This window comes from Alloacidobacterium dinghuense, assembly GCF_014274465.1.
GTDB classification, from domain to species: Bacteria; Acidobacteriota; Terriglobia; order Terriglobales; family Acidobacteriaceae; genus Alloacidobacterium; species Alloacidobacterium dinghuense.
Genome location: NZ_CP060394.1, coordinates 404294 through 422906 on the forward strand (window position 1 = coordinate 404294; position 18613 = coordinate 422906).

An 18613-nucleotide genomic window follows, 5' to 3' on the forward strand; every position below is an offset into this window, starting at 1 on the left:
TCAGCGCGAACTGATTTTTCCGGCGCTGGGAAGCTTTACAAAAGACGGGCTCCGCTTCGTCTATTCCGAACAAACCAGTGTTGATCCTCCGGCAATCTGGCGCGCTGACCTGGATGCTGCGGGTGGACGGACGCTGGAAGTGAAAAAAGTGATTGGCACCCAATACCCCGAATTGGACGCCCAGCCATCGCCGGACGGTACCCGTCTGGTTTGGATGTCAATGCGAGCAGGCCATGAAGAGATCTGGACTAGCGATGCGTCGGGCCGAGACCCGGTGCAACTCACGCATGTGGAAAGGCACTCCGGCACGCCGCGCTGGTCCCCGGACGGGAAATGGGTCGCCTTTGATACCTATCTTCCGCACGGCCCACAAATCTTCGTGATCGACGCGGAGGGGAGAAACCTGCACGCGATCACGTCTGGCGCCGATGAAAACTGCGTGCCTAGTTGGTCCCCACGACGGCAAATTCATCTACTTCGCATCGAACCGCACCGGAGCGTGGCAAGTATGGAAACATTCCCTGGAGAGCGGCACCGAGATGCAGTTGACGAAAAATGGTGGCTTCGACCCGCAGGAATCCTACGATGGCAGCGAGGTGTACTACTCGCGGTTCTATGAAGCGGGAATCTGGAAGGTTCCTGCGCATGGCGGGAACGAGTCCAGAGCTGTTGAGGGGAAGCCGCAAGTCGGCTACTGGGGGCACTTCGCGGTCACCAGAGCGGGGTTGTATTTTCTGGACGCGGAGGCTGAACCCGGTCCTGCAATCGAATTCCTGAATTTTGCGACGGGCCGGAATTCAAGCGTCTTCTCCTTTAACGAGCGGCCCGCGGGCCTCCAACCAAGCCTGAGTGCGACTACCGACGGCAAGACGCTCTATTTCGCGCAATACGACCAACAGAGCGTGATCAAGATGATGCAGTTTACGCATTAAGGTGCGCACCCGCACCCGGGTGGGCGAATCAAAGGATGGCCGCACTTGTGCAGTGAAAACGCCTGGACGAAGCACGAGTCCAGCCAACGCACATAGCCTTAAGCGTTTTTTTGGAAGTGCGTCTAGTCCAGTAAGACCTGGGATTTTTCGATTTCTGGTAATTTCTTTTTGCGGTCGATGCCCTAGCGGTATCCGATGTCCTTTGCGAGATGGGCATAGGTACGAGTCTGTCCGCGAGGGATGTTGCGGAGTGACTGCCAGACTTGATCCGTACATTTCGTCTCCACCCCGGGCCACACAGAGACTTGCCTGAGTGACCGGTTTTCTCGACGCGCCCGTCTTATATGAGCGCTTCGTTGATGAGAATGGGGCCTCAATCCGAAGGTTACGTAAGCTTCCATTTCGGGCGGCCGGAGACGCGTGCTGTGTGAAGAGATCCGCGATGTACATCAAGAGCAGGCTCTTCGCGATGCTCTAGTCGGATGCGGCCTCGCGAGAGTGCATGCGAATGATAGACCGATTAACGTTAGGCGCAAGCTACGTGGCCGATGAAAGCGCTCCGTCCAAACAAAATCATACGACGTACGTCTGAAACTTTTTTCACCAAGTGTTGTAACTTTCGCAGCCCCCGTCATTCTCACCTTCGCGCAGAGTTATGGGGTCATCTCGAGCGTTGTTTCTGAACCGTAACGAGGCTCCTGCGCCCCGGGGTTTGCCCCAAAAGGAGTCAGCAGTAATGTTGAAGTCAGTACCTGGTCTTTTGGCCGTTGCGCTCTGTCTCGGAGCTTCTGCAGCTACGATGTATGCCGCCGAGACAATCGGAGGTGGCAGCACTTCCGTCTTCGTCATGACGAACGATAAGGTTAAGAACGAAATCCTGACATATCAACGTGGTTTCGATGGGCAATTCGCCCTCAGACGCCGCGTCGCAACTGGTGGCCGCGGCAGCGGTGGCCAAACCGACCCGCTTCAGTCGCAAGGCGCTCTGACTATTAGCGGTGATCACACTCTTTTGCTTGCAGTAAACTCAGCCAGCGGAAGAGTCTCAAGCTTTCATCTTCTCAACGGTGTCCCCGTATTCATCGACCAGGAGTATTCGGATGGTGCCTTTCCGATTGCAGTGACGGAGCACAACGGCACCGTTTACGTCCTGAATGCAGGTGGCAGTGGTGCGGTGGTTGCTTTCAACGCAGACGGTCTCGGACGACTTCACGAGATACAAAACTCATCCACTTTTCTCACCAGCCTGAACTCAGGCGCCTCCTCGATCTCGGTAAGCCCCAACGGTCAGTGGCTCATCGTGATCGAAAAGGCGACAAACAGCATTGACGTATTCCCCGTTCATCCAGACGGCTCGCTCGGTGCGGTTGTCAACAACAAGAGCGTTACTCCGGGAGTTTTCGCTACCCTGTTCACTCCGACTGGGCAACTGATCGTTTCCGAGAATCAGCCTAACAATGGAACCGACACGTCAAGCATTTCCTCATACACTATCAACGCAAACGGCTCACTCACTCCAGTCAGTCAGAGCCTTCCCACATTTGGCAACGGTAACTGCTGGAACGCCATCACTCCCAATGGCAAATGGGTATACGTCGATAACGCCGGCACGTTCACCGTGGCGGGATTCTCGATTGCTTCGAGCAGCGCGTTGACGCCCATTGCCAACACGATTCTCAGGACGCTACCTGATGGAGCGACCAACCTCGACATGGCCATCAGCGGCGACGGAGAGTACTTGTTTAACCTTCAGTCAGGCGCTGGTGTCATCGGTGTTTACACCATCAATCCCGACGGAACTCTCAACCAACTTGGTGACATCGAGGGCCTCCCGAAGACTGCCGGCTTCAACGGTATTGCTGCTCTCTAATCAAAACTCCGAAACCACGCCCGCGCGGATTGCTCAACATCTTAGCGCGGGCGTCTCAACATTCTCCGTCTGATATCCAATTGGCGCGATTGTGATGGCGCTCCTGATCTCCGCAAGAGGAGGATCCGAATCGAGCCCCATTCCATGCGGCCCAATTCGCTTTGATTTCGGCGACTGCACCGGCGACGGCAGAATTGAGCGTCATTCGCTGGTCGTTTACGGGAACGCTCAAATGAGTGTTATCAATGGAAAGGCCAACATTGTTGTCACTCGCATTCCGATCGCCGCGCTGATTTCGGGGTCGAACAGGACCGGCAATCTGCTGAGACCTGCGGCATCTAGTGATAGTTACAGGGGCGGCCTTCGCCTGGAGTCTTGTAATTTTTCCTGTATCCTCGCGCGGACTTAATCGTCAAATGCAGGTGGCCATCGATCGAGCAGTGGTCGCCTCGCGGCGATCTGATATAACTGAGCCCTCAAGCGACCGGGGCGTCCCCCGCTGGGCTGTCGGTCTAACGAGCCTTCTTTTCATCGCGTTGCAAAGCGTTTGCACCATTGTCATGGCGCTCAGCGGCGTGCGACTCGTCATTGGATTGGGAGCTCTTGCGGCAGTTGCTGCGGGCGCCAAGGGACCGGCAACGGGATTTCATCAGGACGCAATACGCATTCCCATGATGGTGCTTGCTGTCCTCGGGTCTTGCATCAATCTGTACATGATCTGGAGAATTCGATCACTCCGCAAACGGCCTTCTTCTCAATGGAGACAGCAGCCAATTTCTAGCCGGCGCCTCTGGGGAGAGAGAGTGCAAATCACACTCGCCGTTGTCTCTCTCCCATCACTATGTCTTCCGTTTGGTCGGATAGAGAAGCATCCGATCATTGAGTGTCGAACAGGTTTGCCTGGGTATTGGCGATAGGGCTGTTCTCGATCCTGCACCTTCATCTTCTCGGCCGGAAGAATTCGCAAGAGATGGACAGGAGCACGTTCCGTAGGTCCCAGATGTTCTTCATAGTCGCGTGGCTCGAGAAACGTCTTGCGCTCATGAATCTCCGCAAACTTTCCCTTAGGTTCTCCAGTCAGTATGCGAAGGTTGGCTCCCAAACCTACCGCGCGAAACTGATATCAATTGACGAGAACTTACGGTCTGATTGACTTGCCTCGATTTTCTCAACCATTCATAGCTGAGGATTTTAGAGTTGTGATTGGCCCTGATTTTCCACGCCGATCTGAGAGTTAGTCGCCGGCGGTTATGAGTTGAACCGCCGCCGAAGCGTGGACCGGCTTCGCGCCAAATCGCCAAAGCGATCATCGAGGGGTCCGACGTCCGCGTCGAAAGTCCAAGTCGTCATCTCGGACCTTGTCGCCTACTCTAGTTGCTTGTATCAGCGAGAGTACCGTTTCAGTACTGCGCAACGCTATTGCAGCGACAGGGCACAGCTTTCCAACGGAATAGATGTTTGATAACATCTATTGTGGGCATCTCTTTTTTGGGCACGCCTTGGAGCAAACAATGAGAAAGTCTCGCCAAGAAGCAGCGGAGACCCGCGAACGGATCGTTAAGGTCGCCGCTCGCGAGTTCAATGAAAGCGGAATCCAGAGCACCGGCCTGACCGAGATTATGGCTGCCGCCGGTCTCACCCATGGCGGCTTCTATAAGCATTTCTCATCGAAGGACCAGCTTGTCGCTGAAGCTGTCGAGGCCGCTCTTGAACGTATTGCGGATTCGATGCAGAGTCCAAAAGCCAATCGCTCCCTAGAAGAAACGGTTGGAGAGTACCTGTCGAAGAAACACCGCGACAATTCCGAAGAAGCATGCCCGCTGGCATCTTTGGGCTCCGAGTTGCGCCTCGCCGATCAAGCTACTCGCCAAATAGCCTCGAAGGGCGTTGAGCAAGTCATCACGATCATCGCGTCCCATCTTCCTGAACTCCCCCCGAAAGAAGCGAAGGCTCGTGCTCATGCGATCGTAGCCGCGATGGTTGGCGGCATGATGCTGTCTCGCATCGTGAGCGATCCGAAGCTCTCCGACAGTCTTCTGCGTGACACCAAAGCCTTCGTTCTGAAGCATTAACTTCACAGACCGGGAGAGCTAAGGCTATTACGAGAATAAATTTTCCTCAACGCAGATGCGGAAACGCAGCACCTGTGAAGTGAAGCAGCATGTCTCACTTCTTTGTTAGAACCGCGGACAGGAGCCCAAGACGCCTCTCGCGCAGGTTGCGGGCCAGGTTGCCGACCAATTCCTGGAAATCGGTACCCATCACAATGCCGAGGCTCGGTCCGGTCGGCAGACGGGCCATCGCCTCCTTGAACCAGTCGAGAGCGCTTTGGGTGTCGTCTCGCCAGAGGATGGTCTTGAATCCAGCTTGTTCAAGTTCCGTGCGTGTGTCGTGTTCGCTGAGCAGGAAACTGGTCGAGGCATCGCGCCCAAGGGACGGGATAGAGGACATCGCCGTCGCGCAGAACCAGATCGTAGGTTGCAAATCGTCCGCCGGGCGTAAGCATGCGGCCCACCTCGCTATAGAGCGCGGAACGGTGCTCAATGTTCATCGCCACGTGCTGTAGGAACACTACATCGAAATTCCCGTCGGCGAAGGGCAGATCTAAAGCATTACCTACCTGGAACGTAAGGCGGTCTAACATTCCGGTGCGCGGTGTCAGGTAGTTGGCTGCGTCGATAAAGGCAGAACTCAAGTCGACACCCGTAACTTTACAGCCGAAAGTGGCGGTGAGATAGCGCGCGGGTCCGCCGATGCCACAACCAAGATCCAACACGCGGGTTGCGGGCTCGATGTCAGCAACCGTGGCAAGATCGGCCGTGGCGAGGATACCGCGAGTGTGGAACTGGTCGAGTTGAGCGAGTTGAGCGATGGTCACTGTTTGATCCTCGGGCGCGAAGCTCGCGAGGGCCGATTTGATGCGGTCGGTGAGGCCAGTACCACTGTAGTGTTCCTGTACCTTGGTAGTCGTATCGGTCATGAAGGTTCTCCAGAAAGCATGGCTGATTGCGTTGATTGCCTTACGAGGCAGCCGCATCACCGGCGACCGCGCAAATCAACTTGGGCTAAGGGCATTTCATGGTTCGTACTATGCAGGACCGGAATCTACATTTGTCCCTCGCTCAGGACTCTTATCCATTATTTGGATGATATTAAGCCTCCAAATGCTTTCCTTTTTTGAATCCAGTTAGATTGTTGACAACATCTAAAATGTGGGCGCATCGAAGCGCAAAAGGAGGAGTATGTCGAAGATGTTTTTGGTAACGGGATCGACTGGGTTGACGGGAAGCAAAACCGTGAAGTTCCTGGTCGAGGCAGGAGCCCGCGTGCGAGCATTCGTTCACAACGAGGATGAGCGTTCGGCGGCTTTGGCCGCTCAGGGTGCCGAAATTATGAGGGGTGATTTGCTGGATTTCGAAGCCGTCCGCTCTGCACTTGAAGGAACTCAGGGCGCATATTTTGTTTACCCCATCAGGTCCGGCATCCTGCAGGCGTCGGCCTATTTCGCTCAGGCAGCGAAGGAGGCTGGCATCCAGATCGTGGTGAATATGTCCCAGATTTCGGCGCGCCGGGAGGCCAAAAGTCACGCTGCCCAGGATCACTGGATTTCGGAACAGGTCTTTAACTGGTCCGGCGTGCCTACGACGCATCTTCGTCCAACCCTATTCGCGGAATGGGCTCTCTACTGGATCGATCAAATCAAGACGGGAATCTTACGGTTGCCCTTCGGGACCGGAAAGCATGCGCCGATCGCGGGGGAAGATCAGGCCCGGGTGATAGCGAAAATTCTGCTCACCCCGCAAGAGCATAAGGGACAGGTGTACCGGCTCTATGGAGAGAAAGAGTACAGCTTCCCCGAAATTGCGGCCGAGATCGGTAAGGTCATCGGCAAACCCCTGGGCTATGAACAAGTGGATGCCTGGACACTAAAGAAGTTGAATGCCAACATCCCTCGTCGAGATTACCAAGGCCGAGAACAAGTTGTTACCGATACACTCTGGCAGCACTTCGAGGAGATTGCGAAAGACCACCAGAATGGAGTGTTTGCTGGAACAAACGATCTGGTCGAGAAGATCGGAGGACAACGACCAATCGGGCTGCCTGAATACCTTGAGGCGCACCGAAGCGCGTTTCTGTCTTAAATTCACAAATAAAGGGAGCTGACTTTTGTCGGCTCCCTAGTGTGCCATTTAGATTGTCATCTTGGTGGCCGCTCTGTTAGGCGCAGCTACCATCGCTAGCCTTCTCTTGCGTACGTCGCTTGATTTCGCGAGCCGTAGGATTGACCAAATTGAAGCGGTCCTGGCAGTGAAGTGCGAGCATGTGTGTCGGCTATTGGAGCGATCAGGATGACACAGAGAGGCATCCGACTACCTGAGGAAGACTCTGACACTTTCTCGATGAGCATGTTTATCAGATAGTTTTATTCGTTCCGTCCCTCCGTCCTGAAGTCGCAGTTGGCCGAACGCAGTGCGGCCAGGTCTCAAGTCCCACCGCCTAGATTAGAGGTCATATAACATCTAAACAAAGAAGTGTAATCCTTGGCGGTCCTCCAAAAAAGTATGCGCCGTTTAGATGTTACAAAACATCTATATAGTCGAGATCCTACAGAGAGCGAATCGAATGACAAGCCTACTCACCGCAATCCGTATCCGCTTCGAGCCTGCGCCGAAACACCTATCGGCGCTCCATCTGGCGTTGCCCCTAATCATTCTTCTCGTGGTGGGGTGCTCAGTTGAGCCGAAGTACCGTCCACCTCAATCCCGGCTGCAGCCCTTTCATAATGCACCTTCAGTCGAAGGAAGAAAGGCCGGCGTCGCCACTAGACTCCCGGTGGACAGGATTTCACGATCCAGAGCTTACGCGTATTGCTGACCATAGCTAGCTGTGTCATTGTGCGTATCCGCATTTCTAAGGAGAGAGGACTATGAGCAAGCTGGAAGGAAAATTTGCACTCATTACGGGCGGTAATGGCGGCATCGGCCTGGCGACAGCAAAACAGTTTGTCAAGGAAGGAGCCTATGTCTTTATTACAGGACGGCGGCAAGCAGAGTTGGATGTTGCAGTGAAGGAGATCGGCAGAAACGTCACCGCGGTACAAGGAGACGTCTCGAACCTTTCCGATCTTGATCGCCTCTTTGCACAAATCCGGACGGACAAAGGCAGGCTTGATGTTATTTTTGCCAACGCCGGTATTGCACAGTACGCGGCATTCGGCCAGATTACGGAGGAGCATTACGATTCGATATTCGACATCAACGTAAAAGGCGTGCTCTTCACGGTACAGAAAGCGCTGTCATTATTGCCGGACAGTGCTTCGGTCATTCTGAATGCATCGGTCGTGGGCAGCAAGGGAATGTCCTCAAATAGTGTCTATAGCGCTACTAAGGCCGCTATTCGCTCATTCGCACGAACCTGGACAACGGATCTGAAGAGCCGTCGGATTCGCGTGAATGCGATAAGTCCAGGCATTATCGAAACGCCGGGATTAAAAAATCTGTTGGATTCTGCGCCGGCGGGACAAGAGCGTCGAAAAGCCATTCCCAATGCTGTCCTGAAGGCTCGGAACGCCAGATGAGATAGCGAAAGTAGTTGTGTTTCTCGCGTCGGATGATAGCAGTTTCGTCACCGGAATTGAGCTATTCGTCGATGGTCGATTCGCACAAGTTTAGATCGCCTTCGATTCGCCCTGTCAGAGTTCGTGGTCTGCTCATTGACGGCGTGATTTCGGATGGGCGAACAATTTTAACCTCTTCGTGTGACAACCAAGCGCAAGAGGACATTGGGTGATGACATGACACCAGAACAGACTCTTGTTGATGCAGCACTGCGCAGTTGGCGATCCAATATGGACCGGGCGAGCAAATTCTTCGGCTCGTTAACTCCAGAGGAATTGGAACTTGAAGTCGCGCCTGCTCGAAACCGCCTGATCTACATCTGGGGCCATCTGACTGCGTTGAATGACGCGATTCTTCCGCTGTTTGTGTTTGGTCAAAGGCGATATCCAGAGTTGGATGACACATTCATTTCAGCTGTTGACCATGCCGTTTTGCAGATTCCCAGCGGCCCGGAGCTCAAGCAAATCTGGGCGGAATTGGATCTGGTCCTCTGGGCGGAATTCCAAAAACTTTCCCCATCTGAGTGGTTGCAACGGCATCAGAGCATTTTTCCCGAAGACTTCGTCCGGGAACCGCACCGCAACAGGTACGCAAGCTTGCTCGGCAGGACTGCTCATTTGGCTTATCACTATGGCCAGGCGATCCTTGCAAAGCGTCGCCCCCGTCAAGGTGTGAAAAGCACCGAAAGGCTTTCGGGATGAAGCACGGGCTGGTTCAATTAGCTGAACGTCGCAGAGTCTTTGATGGCGTTCCACGAGCCTTCCATGCTATGGCGCTATTCTCTGTTATCTTGCTGACCGGGTGCACGGTTGGACCGAAATATCGACCGCCATCGGTGCAGCTTCAGCCGTTTCACAATGCGCCTGCAATTGCAGATCGCGGGACCGGCTCGGCGGCTCCGCCACTAGACTCCTGGTGGACGGGATTTCGCGATCCAGAGCTAACGCGCATTGTCCAGCGCGCGCTTGACCAGAACCTTGACCTGCAGGCCGCAATGACCCGGGTGCTACAGGCACGTGCAGTCGCGAAAGAGGCAGGCGCGAAACGGCTCCCATCCGGAACTCTGAATGCTCAAGCAGAGGCTTTAAGACAATCTCTCGAGGGTAGAATAGGCCGTTATTCAACCATTCTTCCAAATTTCAATCGGAACCAGGCTTATTACGACCTCAATATCGGCGCGACGTGGGAGGCCGATATTTTTGGAAGCCTGAAGCGTAGCGCCGAAGCAGCCACGGCTGAAGCTCAAGCAGCTGAGGCGCAACACATGGGGACACGAGTCTCAATCGCTGCTGATGCTGCGGATGCCTATTTCCAGATTCGAGGGGCGCAATTACGAATACAGGTCGCTCAAGAGCAGATCAAGACCGACGATCATCTCGTTCGGCTTGTTCGGCAGAGAAAAGAAGCCGGGATTGCATCGGATCGAGAGTTCGCTCAGGCCGAAGCTCTCCTCTCACAAGCAAAGGCCACTGTCCCAGCCCTCGCAATCATTCTCGAATCGCAGCTGAATCGACTCGACGTTCTGCTGGGAGTTCAGCCGGGCACATATGCGGCAGAACTCACGACACCAACCGATATTCCTGTCGTCCCAGCGATATCAACAGCAGGTCCCGCGTCAGATCTTCTTCGGCGTCGCCCGGACATTATTGCGGCCGAACGGCAACTTGCAGCCTCAAACGCTCGTATTGGCCAGGCCCTCGCAGAATACTATCCGAAGGTTTCACTTGCTGGACTCATAGGGAATGAAAGCATCGCTCCTGGAAATCTATTCAAGGAGAAAACCTTCCAGCCTTCTGCAGTGGCTGGTCTCCGATGGAGACTCTTTGATTTTGGACGCGTTGATGCAGAAGTAAAGCAGGCGCGTGGCGCGAATGCCGAGGCGCTTCTCCTCTATCGCAATTCCGTTCTTCGCGGCGCCGAGGATGTCGAAGACGCATTCAGCGCTCTTTCTCAATCCGAAGCTCGTCGCGACGAGACTCTTAAAGAGATCACCGCTCTGCAACGCGTTCGGGATCTTTCTCAGCAGTCTTACACCGTTGGGGTAATCCCCCTTACCGATGTGCTGGATGCTGACAGGCAACTGCTTGTCGCGAAGGACGACCTCGCGGTCTCACGAGAATCCGCAGCACGATCAGCGGTGGCGTCCTTTCGCGCATTAGGTGGCGGATGGACTCCATAGTTGTTCCGTGCGGAGGAAGTCTCAGCGATGGATCTATGTCATTCCCATACGCAGGAGCAAATCGAATATGACCGTAAAGCCTTTCGGACTCCTTCTGATTTCCTCAATCTCTGTGGCTTTGGCCGGCTGCAATAAGCAAGAACAAGATCCCAGAACTCAACCTCCGCTTGTCCGGCTGGCCACCGTGCATTCAGCTTCGGCGAGCGACCAGTTCTTTACCGGCGTCGTGACGGCCCGCGTTCAAAGCGACCTCGGCTTTCGAGTTTCGGGAAAGGTGACGCAAAGACTGGTGGACGTTGGTCAGGTCGTTCACGTGGGACAGCCCCTCATGCGGATTGATGTCACGGACTATGCTCACGCCGTAACCAATCAAGAGGAGCAAGTTCGAGCCGCCAAAGCCAAAGCTGATCAGACAGCTGCGGACGAGGCGCGCTATCGACCGCTAGTTGCAAGTGGTGCTGTTTCCGCCTCGACTTATGACCAAGTCAAGGCGGCTGCCGACTCCGCACGAGCCGAGCTCGAAGCCTTTGAAGCCCAAGCGAAGATCGCGCGCGACCAGGGTGACTATTCGGTTCTGGTTGCAGATTCAGATGGAACTGTCGTGGATACATTGGCAGAGCCGGGGCAAGTAGTGGCTGCTGGCCAAACCGTCATCAAATTGGCCCACGCCGGACCGCGTGAAGCGGCCGTCTATTTGCCAGAAACGCTACGTCCCCGCCTTGGCTCGTCGGTCCGCGCGATTTTATATGGATCTTCGGAAAGCGTCCCCGCTAACCTACGGCAGCTATCCGACGCCGCGGACCCATCTACCCGGACCTTTGAGGCGCGCTACGTCCTCAAAGGGACGGATGCCAAAGCTCCTCTTGGAGCGACAGTCACCGTTCAGATTCCACTGGCCGATGCGTCCGACACAGTTGCGGTACCAAATACAGCGATCACGGACCGGGGCAACGGGCCCGGCGTTTGGATGGTGAATAGGAACAGTTCGACAGTCTCATTCCAGCCAGTCAAAATCGTGCGCCTCGGTGAAGAGGAGACATACATCGATGACGGCATTCGTCCTGGAGAGACGATCGTCGCGCTCGGCGCTCATCTGCTGAGTGAGGGGCAACGTGTGCGAATTGCAGAAAATGAGGTGGCTACTCGATGAGTGACTTCGAATTCAAGGCCCCGAACATCGAGAATCCCGACGAACAAAAAGGGTTCAACCTTTCGGCGCTAGCGGTTCGCGAAAAGTCAGTTACTACTTTCTTCCTGCTTGCGATCATCATAGCGGGTGTCGTCGCGTATCTGAGGCTCGGCCGTGCGGAAGACCCAACCTTCACGGTTAAGGTATTCACTGTCACTGCGGCGTGGCCGGGCGCCACGGCGCAAGAGATGCAAGATTTGGTAGCTGAGCCGCTAGAGAAGCGGATGCAGGAGCTCAAGTATTACTACCACGTAGACACTTTCACCAGGCCAGGATTGGCGTTCCTCACGGTCACGCTTCAGGATTACACTCCACCGGACCAGGTTCAGGAGGAGTTCTACCAAGGCCGTAAGAAAATTCAGGACGAAGCTTCGAAGCTACCGCACGGAGTTCTCACCCCAGTACTGAATGACGAGTACACGGATGTCATATTTTCGGTCTATGCCCTCAAATCAAAGGGCATGCCTCTGCGCCAACTGACTCGGGAGGCAGAGATTCTTCGGCAAGACCTCTTGCATGTCCAAGGGGTCAAAAAGGTAAACATTCTCGGAGAACAACCCGAACGAATCTTCGTGCAATTCTCTTACGACCGAATTGCTACTCTTGGAGTCAAGGCTGAGGACATCTTTGATGCTCTTGTTAAGCAGAATACTGTCACGCCAGCGGGATCAATCGATACGAGCAATCAACGAGTTTACGTTCGTCTCGATGGTGCACTTGACAGCTTGAAGAAGATTCAAGATACCCCGGTAGTCTCAAATGGCAAGGTATTCAAGCTCTCCGAGATCGCGGCGGTGACTCGGGGCTACGAGGATCCGGCTCAGTTCGTCGTGCATCACAACGGCGATCCCGCGATGATGCTCGATGTTGTTATGAAAGACCAATACAACGGTCTGGACCTCGGTAGAGCCCTTGCCGCGGAGCAACAAAAAATCGACAGAAATCTACCGGCCGGCATCACGTTCGTTAAAGTCATTGACCAATCGCAAGTCATTAAGAACGCGATTGACGAGTTCCAGATCAAATTCTTCGTCGCCCTCCTGGTGGTTATGGTCGTCAGCCTCTTCAGCTTGGGATGGCGCGTCGGGATCGTGGTAGCAGCCGCTGTTCCGCTTACACTCTCCGCGACTCTCGTTGCGATGTTGGCCGGAGGTATCAACCTCGACCGTATCTCTCTTGGAGCGCTCATCCTCGCCCTCGGGCTTCTTGTAGATGATGCAATCATCGCCATCGAGACCATGGTGGTGAAAATGGAGGAGGGTTGGGACAGGATAAACGCCGCGAGCTACGCGTGGAGCCATACAGCAGCACCAATGCTTGCTGGAACCCTAGTGACCATTATTGGTCTCATGCCTATTGGCTTCGCTCAATCCAGCCCTGGTGAATATGTCAGAAATCTTTTCTGGGTAGTGTTCATTGCGCTTCTAATCTCCTGGATTGTAGCAGTGACATTTACGCCTTTTCTTGGGGTCAATATGCTGCCCAACATCCCGCGCATGGAGGGTGGCTATGCTGAGATATATGAGACTGCAAACTATCAACGCTTTCGCCGCCTTGTCATCAAAGCAGTCAGCCACAAGTATTTGGTCGCGGCGTCAGTAGTTGTCTTATTCGTCGGCGGAGTATTTGGGATGGGATTGCTCGAACAGCAATTCTTTCCGAATTCCGATCGCACCGAGATCCTAGTAGACGTCACCATGCCGCAAGGCGCAAGCATCGAGGCCACTGAGGGCGCAGTGAAGAAGCTCGAGGATTGGCTAAAGAAGCAGCCCGAGGCCCAGATTGTGACCTCCTATGCGGGTGGTGGAGCTCCGCGGTTCTTCCTCGCTTACAACCCCGAATTACCCGATCCGAACTTTGCAAAAATGATCGTCTCTACAGCGGATGAGCGAGCGCAGTCGCAGCTCTTAACACATCTGCGTCAGCAGCTTGCCGCAGATTTGGTTCCCGAAGCACGCGTTCGCGCTTCGCGCTTCGTGTTTGGACCCTATTCTCCGTGGCCCGTAGCATTCCGCGTATCTGGACCAGACATTGCGAGAGTCCGCGACATCTCTAATCAGCTGCTGTCAAAAATGCAAACCAATCCGCACACCCGCCAGGCGAATCTTGACTGGGGAGAGCGCGCACCCACTGTCCACTTCGTGCTCGATCAAGATCGGCTCCTTTTAATCGGTCTAACGTCGGAACAAGCGAGCCAGCAGATTCAATTCCTCACCACTGGATTCACGGTCACGCAAGTCCGCGAGGACATCAGGGCCGTGGACGTAGTCGCCCGTACCTCAGGAGAGAACCGACTTGATCCGATCAAACTCATGAACATGACGCTTCAGAGTCAAGACGGGCGCCCAGTGCCGCTTAGCCAAGTGGGCAGAGTTGAAATCCGTCCGGAAGATCCGATCCTAAAGCGACGGGACCGTATGCTAACCATCACGGTGGAATGTGACATCGATGACGTCTTACAACCTCCAGAGGTGACGGCAGAACTAGCCAAATCCTTCCAAACAATCATCGACAAGCTCCCCCCCGGATATTCAATCGAGGTTGGCGCCAGCGTGGAAGAGGCGGCCAAGGCGAACGCGGCCCTGGCGGCCGTCTTCCCAATCATGATCGTTTGCATGATCGTTGTCGTCATTCTCCAGGTCCGCTCGTTGTCGGCTCTGGCCATGACGTTGCTCACCGCACCATTGGGGTTGGTCGGTGTAGTACCGATTCTTCTGATCTTCCATCAGCCCTTCGGATTCGACGCCATCCTGGGCTTGATCGCTCTGGGTGGCATCCTTATGCGCAACACGCTAATTCTGATTGGCCAGATTAAGACGAATCGCGGGGAAGGACTCGATCCGTTCCATGCTCTTGTCGAAGCGACGGTGCAGCGGTCCAGGCCGGTCGTTCTTACCGCCTTGGCCGCAGTGCTCGCGTTCATTCCTCTGACCTTCTCAGCCTTTTGGGGGTCTCTCGCGTACACCCTCATTGGAGGTACGGCAGTGGGAACCGTGCTTACTCTGGTCTTCCTTCCGGCGCTCTATTCCATCTGGTTCAAGGTAAAGCCAGCGGTGCGCGTAAAGAACGAAGCCGAACAACTAGTGCATTAACATCGCCCCCTACCTATCTGAATAATGCACTGGGTGACTACAGATTATCGCCGAGGAGGTTCAACTGTTGAGAAGAAGGCGATTGCACAATCTAGAACTGATGAGATCTCCTCCGCCTCGCGCAAGGGTTCGTGTCAGATTCCGCGGTGCGCTGATCCGGGAAAAAGGCGCGAAAGAATCGCGCCTTTCTTTAAGATTCATTTTGTGCTGCTGGCAGAAGTGCTCGAAGAGGCATCGACTTGATCGAATCGGACCGTTTGGTTTCTCCATTCGATTTCCTGGACAATGTTTCCGTTGGTAAAGCGAATTGCCGTGTCATTATATGGTGACTTCTCCTGAATCACCGTTGCAGGGGCGGTGGCGATTGTCTCCCTTTCCTTCATAATGCTGACTCTGACAGATGAACCGGTGCCTTCCCATTGAACGCGATAGTCCCCTGGCTGTATCTGCGTTCCGTTCACAATCACGGTATCTTCAAACGTGATGTTAGCCCAATTCTTCGAGGCAGCTGGTAACGCTAAGGGCATCATCAGCATGAATGAGATTAATAACGAGAGTAGTAACGAGTGTAGTAAAGTATGCTTCGATTTCATTCTGTGCTCCTTCATGAAACTTGGTATGATCGCCGCCTGTCGCGACAAAGTATCCACTTCGGCATAGCGGCAAGAAATGGATCAAAAGATAAGCAATAGCCATCTGCAATCTCATATCGCCTCTGGCTGCGATGCGGCTGGCCAGCAGTTAAACGTAGTAAACATTTGTGACTCTATCGAGTCTCTCTTTCACTAGGGAAAGTGTGGCTGCGACATTGGTCCAGGTATTTGTTGGAACAACGGAGCAATGCGGGACATGATCCTCTTCAATCTCTGGCAGCGCTTCTGCACTGCTCAGGAAGCATTTCTAAAGATGAGATGAGACGCATTGTGCCGGAGAGTATCGTTAAGATGTCTTCTAATCTCAGATTGATCGACGCGCCCTCTTCGACAGCTACCCTGACTCGACCTTCGGTTCGAGGAGTCGGCTGCGAATCAATTGAGAATCTAGCCTCAGAGAGGCGTGCATATATTAAGTGCATGCTCCCACGCCGCACTGTTTATCGCGAAGGATTCGGTCATCAGTGCCGCTTTGATTAGATCCTATTCGGGTCCGGCGACATACTTCTTTAGCAGATGAGACGGCAAGTAGCAGATGTCTTTTATGGGAGAGTGTGGTTTCCGACCATCGCCGAAAACCACGCAGACGTCACCCAGCCATTGGTCATAAAGTGGAGATCGTGACACTGAACACCGCGCGAAAGCTCCCCCCGGCACTCCAAGGTTCTTGTTCCAAGAGCCGGCAGATATCAACGGTCTCAAACAGCCACCCAGACATCGAGCTTGAGCCCCATGCCTCGTTGAGACATGGGGTTCACTAACATCGTTGCTTCGCGCGACATTTGCTCTCGTTAATCTTTAAACAAGTGCGTCGCGTGTGTGATCGATGCGCCCGCACGCATCGCGGCGGCCACTATTGCTGCTTCCGTCAGCATAGCGTCGCTTGCTCCGGCCTGACGCGCTGCCCTCACATGCAATTCGATGCAGTATGGACATTGCGTAGTCAGCGCAACGGAGACTGCCATCAACTGCTTGTGCAAAACGTCGATGGCACCGTCTTTGAACGTCTCTTTATCGAAGGCCCAAAAGGCCTTCATCGTTTCAGGTGCATTCTCATCCAGCTTCTTCAGCCGAGTCAGATTCTTCATGTCAAACATGTGAGTAACTCCATTCGGTTTTGTGTAGAGGCGCTGCTCACGGTAAGAGGTACGGAGAGCGCGTTTGGTTAAACGTCTCAGGGCTTCAGGAGTGATTCCCTAAAACGCACGGGAATAGCGAAATTCGATCCGTCAAAGTCACGTACCATTTCATTCTTTTCTTACTGCGGGCGAACAGAACTTTATGCCCTCAACAACGTGGCCGACGCCGATGTCCACGCCCTCATGCTTTGCTGTCAAAGACAGGGTTGTGGGTAGGGTGCGCCCGGCGCCGGACCACGGTCCACGTGGACTCTCTGAACTCCGCATCACGCAATTCAGAGCAGGCGTGACTCTGGAAAACTCCTGCTTCAGCGGATAGAACGACAGCGCTAGCAGAACCACAACTTTCACCACGAAAGCAACTTTCTGGCTATTCGGATTTGTTTTCGGAAAGGATGGCCTTCTTGCCGAAATAGCTAACCAGGTAAAAGGACACTCCGAGGGATATAACATCCTTGAAAAGGAACAGGCCCAAGAAACTCATGTACCTCATCCCGTGAATCCCAGGTACGGAAATAATCGCGCCAGGGGTGGTCATGATCATAGTGCTGGTTGTAAAGAAGATGACAATTCCGACGAGTCCCCCAAAGATGCCGGCCTTGGGTCTAAAGTAGCCCGCGATAATCAAGACGGCGGAAAGCCACTCGGTAAGGCCGATAAGGTCCGATCCGACATATGGACCGAATAACTTAAAGTGCCACCAGATCAGAAAGCTGTTGGAAACCAGGGGGATGATGCCTTCGGCGCCGGGCCGCGTCATCTTGTAAGCTCCGGCCCAAAGCAGCATAACGATCATACCGATACTCATGATAAGGAAGGGGAGATTGCGCTTACTTATCCATGCGGCCAATCTGATCAAATTGCTTTGAGCTTGTTCCAAGAGATTAGTAGATGGCACCAGATTTTGCTTCTCTGAGCCGACTGCTTGGGTAGACGTGATGTCACTCATTGTCACTTCCTCCTTGCTAAGGTTCATGTGTTTACACGTGGGCGTCTGTCGATAGGCACTTTTGAATACACAAACGGTTGCCCATCGGCGTGGAACAGAAATGAATTTTGTCCGTTCAACGATGGCTTTCAATCGTCTTAGGCACGAGTAATTCTTTGAGCGTTGACCTGCCTTAGAGCTAGACCTCAACGACAGGGGAGTCGATTTCCGTATCGGCCAAGCGATTGGCATAGTTAGTCAATGTATTGAGCGCGACATTCGCAACGACTTCCAACATGAGTCCGTCGTCGATCCCGGCCTTGCGGGCACGGTCGAGATTCTCGTCTGAAACAAGGCCACGTTGACGGATGATGTTTTGCGTGAAGTGGATCAAAGCACGCTCGAAGGGATCATCGCTCTTCCCAAAGCGTGCTTTGCGGGCATCCGCTGCGCTGAGACCGACACCCTCTGCTAATGCCGTGTGAGCGGAAAGGCAGTATTGGCACGAGTTCTCTTGTGCTATAGCCAGTGCGAGGATTTCGCGTTGACGACCGGTGAGGCGGCCGGGCGAAAGGGCTTTTGACAGTGACAGGTATCCATCCAGCGCGACGGGCGCATTTGCCAACAGGGCAAACACATTTGGGACATTCCCGACGCTCGCTTTTATATGAGAAAGTGTGGCAGCAACTTTGGTGTCGGTGTTGGCCGGAACAACAAGAGCAATGCGGGACATCATCTTCTCCAATCTCCGGCAGCGCTTCTGCACTGCTCAGGAATCATTTCTGGAGATAAGACGATACGCATTATCGCATGGAGTATCGTTGAAATATCTTATAGTCTCGAATGGGTCGACTGGTCCCCTTCTTCGAAAAGCTTTCTTTCACGGCTCGGATGTTTTATTCGGGACTCTTGTACGGCAGCACGGGAAACCGTAAGCGAACCTGCCGATCATCTTCATCTGCTCAAGAAAGGACGACTGAAGATGACCCGGCCAGATGACCGTCAAATGGCCA

At 54.0% G+C, this 18613-nt stretch carries 15 protein-coding genes and 1 pseudogene; 9 read left to right on the forward strand and 7 right to left on the reverse strand.

Annotated features, from left to right (window positions below; all coding sequences use genetic code 11):
* The first annotated feature begins 428 nt into the window (after nt 1-428).
* Nucleotides 429-932 carry a TolB family protein gene (locus H7849_RS01655; RefSeq protein WP_222439751.1) on the forward strand — a complete coding sequence of 168 codons (504 nt, stop codon included), beginning with the start codon at nt 429-431 and terminating at the stop codon, nt 930-932.
* Between the two features lie 182 nt (nt 933-1114).
* Here the strand turns inward: H7849_RS01655 and H7849_RS27250 are convergent, their stop codons facing one another.
* On the reverse strand, nt 1115-1333 hold the full coding sequence (locus tag H7849_RS27250; RefSeq protein WP_432756517.1) for an MGMT family protein: 219 nt from the start codon (nt 1331-1333) through the stop codon (nt 1115-1117).
* A gap of 335 nt (nt 1334-1668) precedes the next feature.
* Here H7849_RS27250 and H7849_RS01665 point away from each other — a divergent pair, with 335 nt between their 5' ends.
* Nucleotides 1669-2802: a lactonase family protein gene (locus H7849_RS01665; protein ID WP_186743697.1), complete on the forward strand. Its 1134-nt coding sequence runs from the start codon at nt 1669-1671 to the stop codon at nt 2800-2802.
* Nucleotides 2803-4313: 1511 nt separating this feature from the next.
* Nucleotides 4314-4874, forward strand: coding sequence for a TetR/AcrR family transcriptional regulator (locus H7849_RS01670; RefSeq protein WP_186743698.1), 561 nt, complete (start codon nt 4314-4316; stop codon nt 4872-4874).
* A 94-nt stretch (nt 4875-4968) separates the two neighbouring features.
* Here H7849_RS01670 and H7849_RS27025 read toward each other — a convergent pair whose 3' ends face one another.
* Together H7849_RS27025 and H7849_RS01675 are read right to left on the reverse strand one after the other, a co-directional pair.
* Nucleotides 4969-5103, reverse strand: coding sequence for a hypothetical protein (locus H7849_RS27025; protein WP_285288922.1), 135 nt, complete (start codon nt 5101-5103; stop codon nt 4969-4971).
* Between the two features lie 70 nt (nt 5104-5173).
* Entirely contained in the window at nt 5174-5782 is a 609-nt protein-coding gene (locus H7849_RS01675; protein ID WP_222439752.1) for an SAM-dependent methyltransferase, read from the reverse strand.
* Between the two features lie 262 nt (nt 5783-6044).
* Between H7849_RS01675 and H7849_RS01680 the strand changes: the two genes are divergently transcribed.
* The 6 genes and pseudogenes from H7849_RS01680 (at nt 6045) to H7849_RS01705 (ending at nt 14880) form a co-directional block, all read left to right on the forward strand.
* On the forward strand, nt 6045-6944 hold the full coding sequence (locus tag H7849_RS01680; protein ID WP_186743699.1) for an NmrA family NAD(P)-binding protein: 900 nt from the start codon (nt 6045-6047) through the stop codon (nt 6942-6944).
* A gap of 785 nt (nt 6945-7729) precedes the next feature.
* A pseudogene (locus H7849_RS01685) lies at nt 7730-8474 on the forward strand (SDR family oxidoreductase).
* Between the two features lie 110 nt (nt 8475-8584).
* The gene (locus H7849_RS01690) at nt 8585-9121 is read left to right on the forward strand and encodes a DinB family protein (protein ID WP_251106538.1); all 537 of its coding nucleotides are present in this window, start codon (nt 8585-8587) and stop codon (nt 9119-9121) included.
* Nucleotides 9122-9189: 68 nt separating this feature from the next.
* Nucleotides 9190-10599 (forward strand): efflux transporter outer membrane subunit, encoded by a 1410-nt coding sequence (locus tag H7849_RS01695; RefSeq protein WP_186743700.1) that lies wholly within the window; start codon nt 9190-9192, stop codon nt 10597-10599.
* Between the two features lie 67 nt (nt 10600-10666).
* Nucleotides 10667-11749 (forward strand): efflux RND transporter periplasmic adaptor subunit, encoded by a 1083-nt coding sequence (locus H7849_RS01700; RefSeq protein WP_186743701.1) that lies wholly within the window; start codon nt 10667-10669, stop codon nt 11747-11749.
* Nucleotides 11746-14880 (forward strand): efflux RND transporter permease subunit, encoded by a 3135-nt coding sequence (locus H7849_RS01705; RefSeq protein WP_186743702.1) that lies wholly within the window; start codon nt 11746-11748, stop codon nt 14878-14880. The genes H7849_RS01700 and H7849_RS01705 overlap by 4 nt, the downstream gene beginning before the upstream one ends.
* A gap of 197 nt (nt 14881-15077) precedes the next feature.
* Here the strand turns inward: H7849_RS01705 and H7849_RS01710 are convergent, their stop codons facing one another.
* The 4 genes from H7849_RS01710 to H7849_RS01725 all read right to left on the reverse strand — a co-directional run bounded on the left by H7849_RS01710 (nt 15078) and on the right by H7849_RS01725 (nt 18336).
* The gene (locus H7849_RS01710; RefSeq protein WP_186743703.1) at nt 15078-15473 is read right to left on the reverse strand and encodes a hypothetical protein; all 396 of its coding nucleotides are present in this window, start codon (nt 15471-15473) and stop codon (nt 15078-15080) included.
* A gap of 851 nt (nt 15474-16324) precedes the next feature.
* The gene (locus H7849_RS01715; RefSeq protein WP_186743704.1) at nt 16325-16630 is read right to left on the reverse strand and encodes a carboxymuconolactone decarboxylase family protein; all 306 of its coding nucleotides are present in this window, start codon (nt 16628-16630) and stop codon (nt 16325-16327) included.
* Between the two features lie 412 nt (nt 16631-17042).
* Nucleotides 17043-17621 (reverse strand): DUF417 family protein, encoded by a 579-nt coding sequence (locus tag H7849_RS01720; protein WP_186743705.1) that lies wholly within the window; start codon nt 17619-17621, stop codon nt 17043-17045.
* A 178-nt stretch (nt 17622-17799) separates the two neighbouring features.
* The gene (locus tag H7849_RS01725; RefSeq protein WP_251106779.1) at nt 17800-18336 is read right to left on the reverse strand and encodes a carboxymuconolactone decarboxylase family protein; all 537 of its coding nucleotides are present in this window, start codon (nt 18334-18336) and stop codon (nt 17800-17802) included.
* Nucleotides 18337-18613: the final 277 nt, after the last annotated feature.

Coding starts and splice junctions, on each gene's coding strand:
- H7849_RS01655 (WP_222439751.1), top strand. CDS start 429: ATGAAAACTGCGTGCCTAGTTGGTCCCCACGACGGCAAATTCATCTAC.
- H7849_RS27250 (WP_432756517.1), bottom strand. CDS start 1,333: ATGGAAGCTTACGTAACCTTCGGATTGAGGCCCCATTCTCATCAACGA.
- H7849_RS01665 (WP_186743697.1), top strand. CDS start 1,669: ATGTTGAAGTCAGTACCTGGTCTTTTGGCCGTTGCGCTCTGTCTCGGA.
- H7849_RS01670 (WP_186743698.1), top strand. CDS start 4,314: ATGAGAAAGTCTCGCCAAGAAGCAGCGGAGACCCGCGAACGGATCGTT.
- H7849_RS27025 (WP_285288922.1), bottom strand. CDS start 5,103: ATGGCCCGTCTGCCGACCGGACCGAGCCTCGGCATTGTGATGGGTACC.
- H7849_RS01675 (WP_222439752.1), bottom strand. CDS start 5,782: ATGACCGATACGACTACCAAGGTACAGGAACACTACAGTGGTACTGGC.
- H7849_RS01680 (WP_186743699.1), top strand. CDS start 6,045: ATGTCGAAGATGTTTTTGGTAACGGGATCGACTGGGTTGACGGGAAGC.
- H7849_RS01695 (WP_186743700.1), top strand. CDS start 9,190: ATGGCGCTATTCTCTGTTATCTTGCTGACCGGGTGCACGGTTGGACCG.
- H7849_RS01700 (WP_186743701.1), top strand. CDS start 10,667: ATGACCGTAAAGCCTTTCGGACTCCTTCTGATTTCCTCAATCTCTGTG.
- H7849_RS01705 (WP_186743702.1), top strand. CDS start 11,746: ATGAGTGACTTCGAATTCAAGGCCCCGAACATCGAGAATCCCGACGAA.
- H7849_RS01710 (WP_186743703.1), bottom strand. CDS start 15,473: ATGAAATCGAAGCATACTTTACTACACTCGTTACTACTCTCGTTATTA.
- H7849_RS01715 (WP_186743704.1), bottom strand. CDS start 16,630: ATGTTTGACATGAAGAATCTGACTCGGCTGAAGAAGCTGGATGAGAAT.
- H7849_RS01720 (WP_186743705.1), bottom strand. CDS start 17,621: ATGAGTGACATCACGTCTACCCAAGCAGTCGGCTCAGAGAAGCAAAAT.
- H7849_RS01725 (WP_251106779.1), bottom strand. CDS start 18,336: ATGATGTCCCGCATTGCTCTTGTTGTTCCGGCCAACACCGACACCAAA.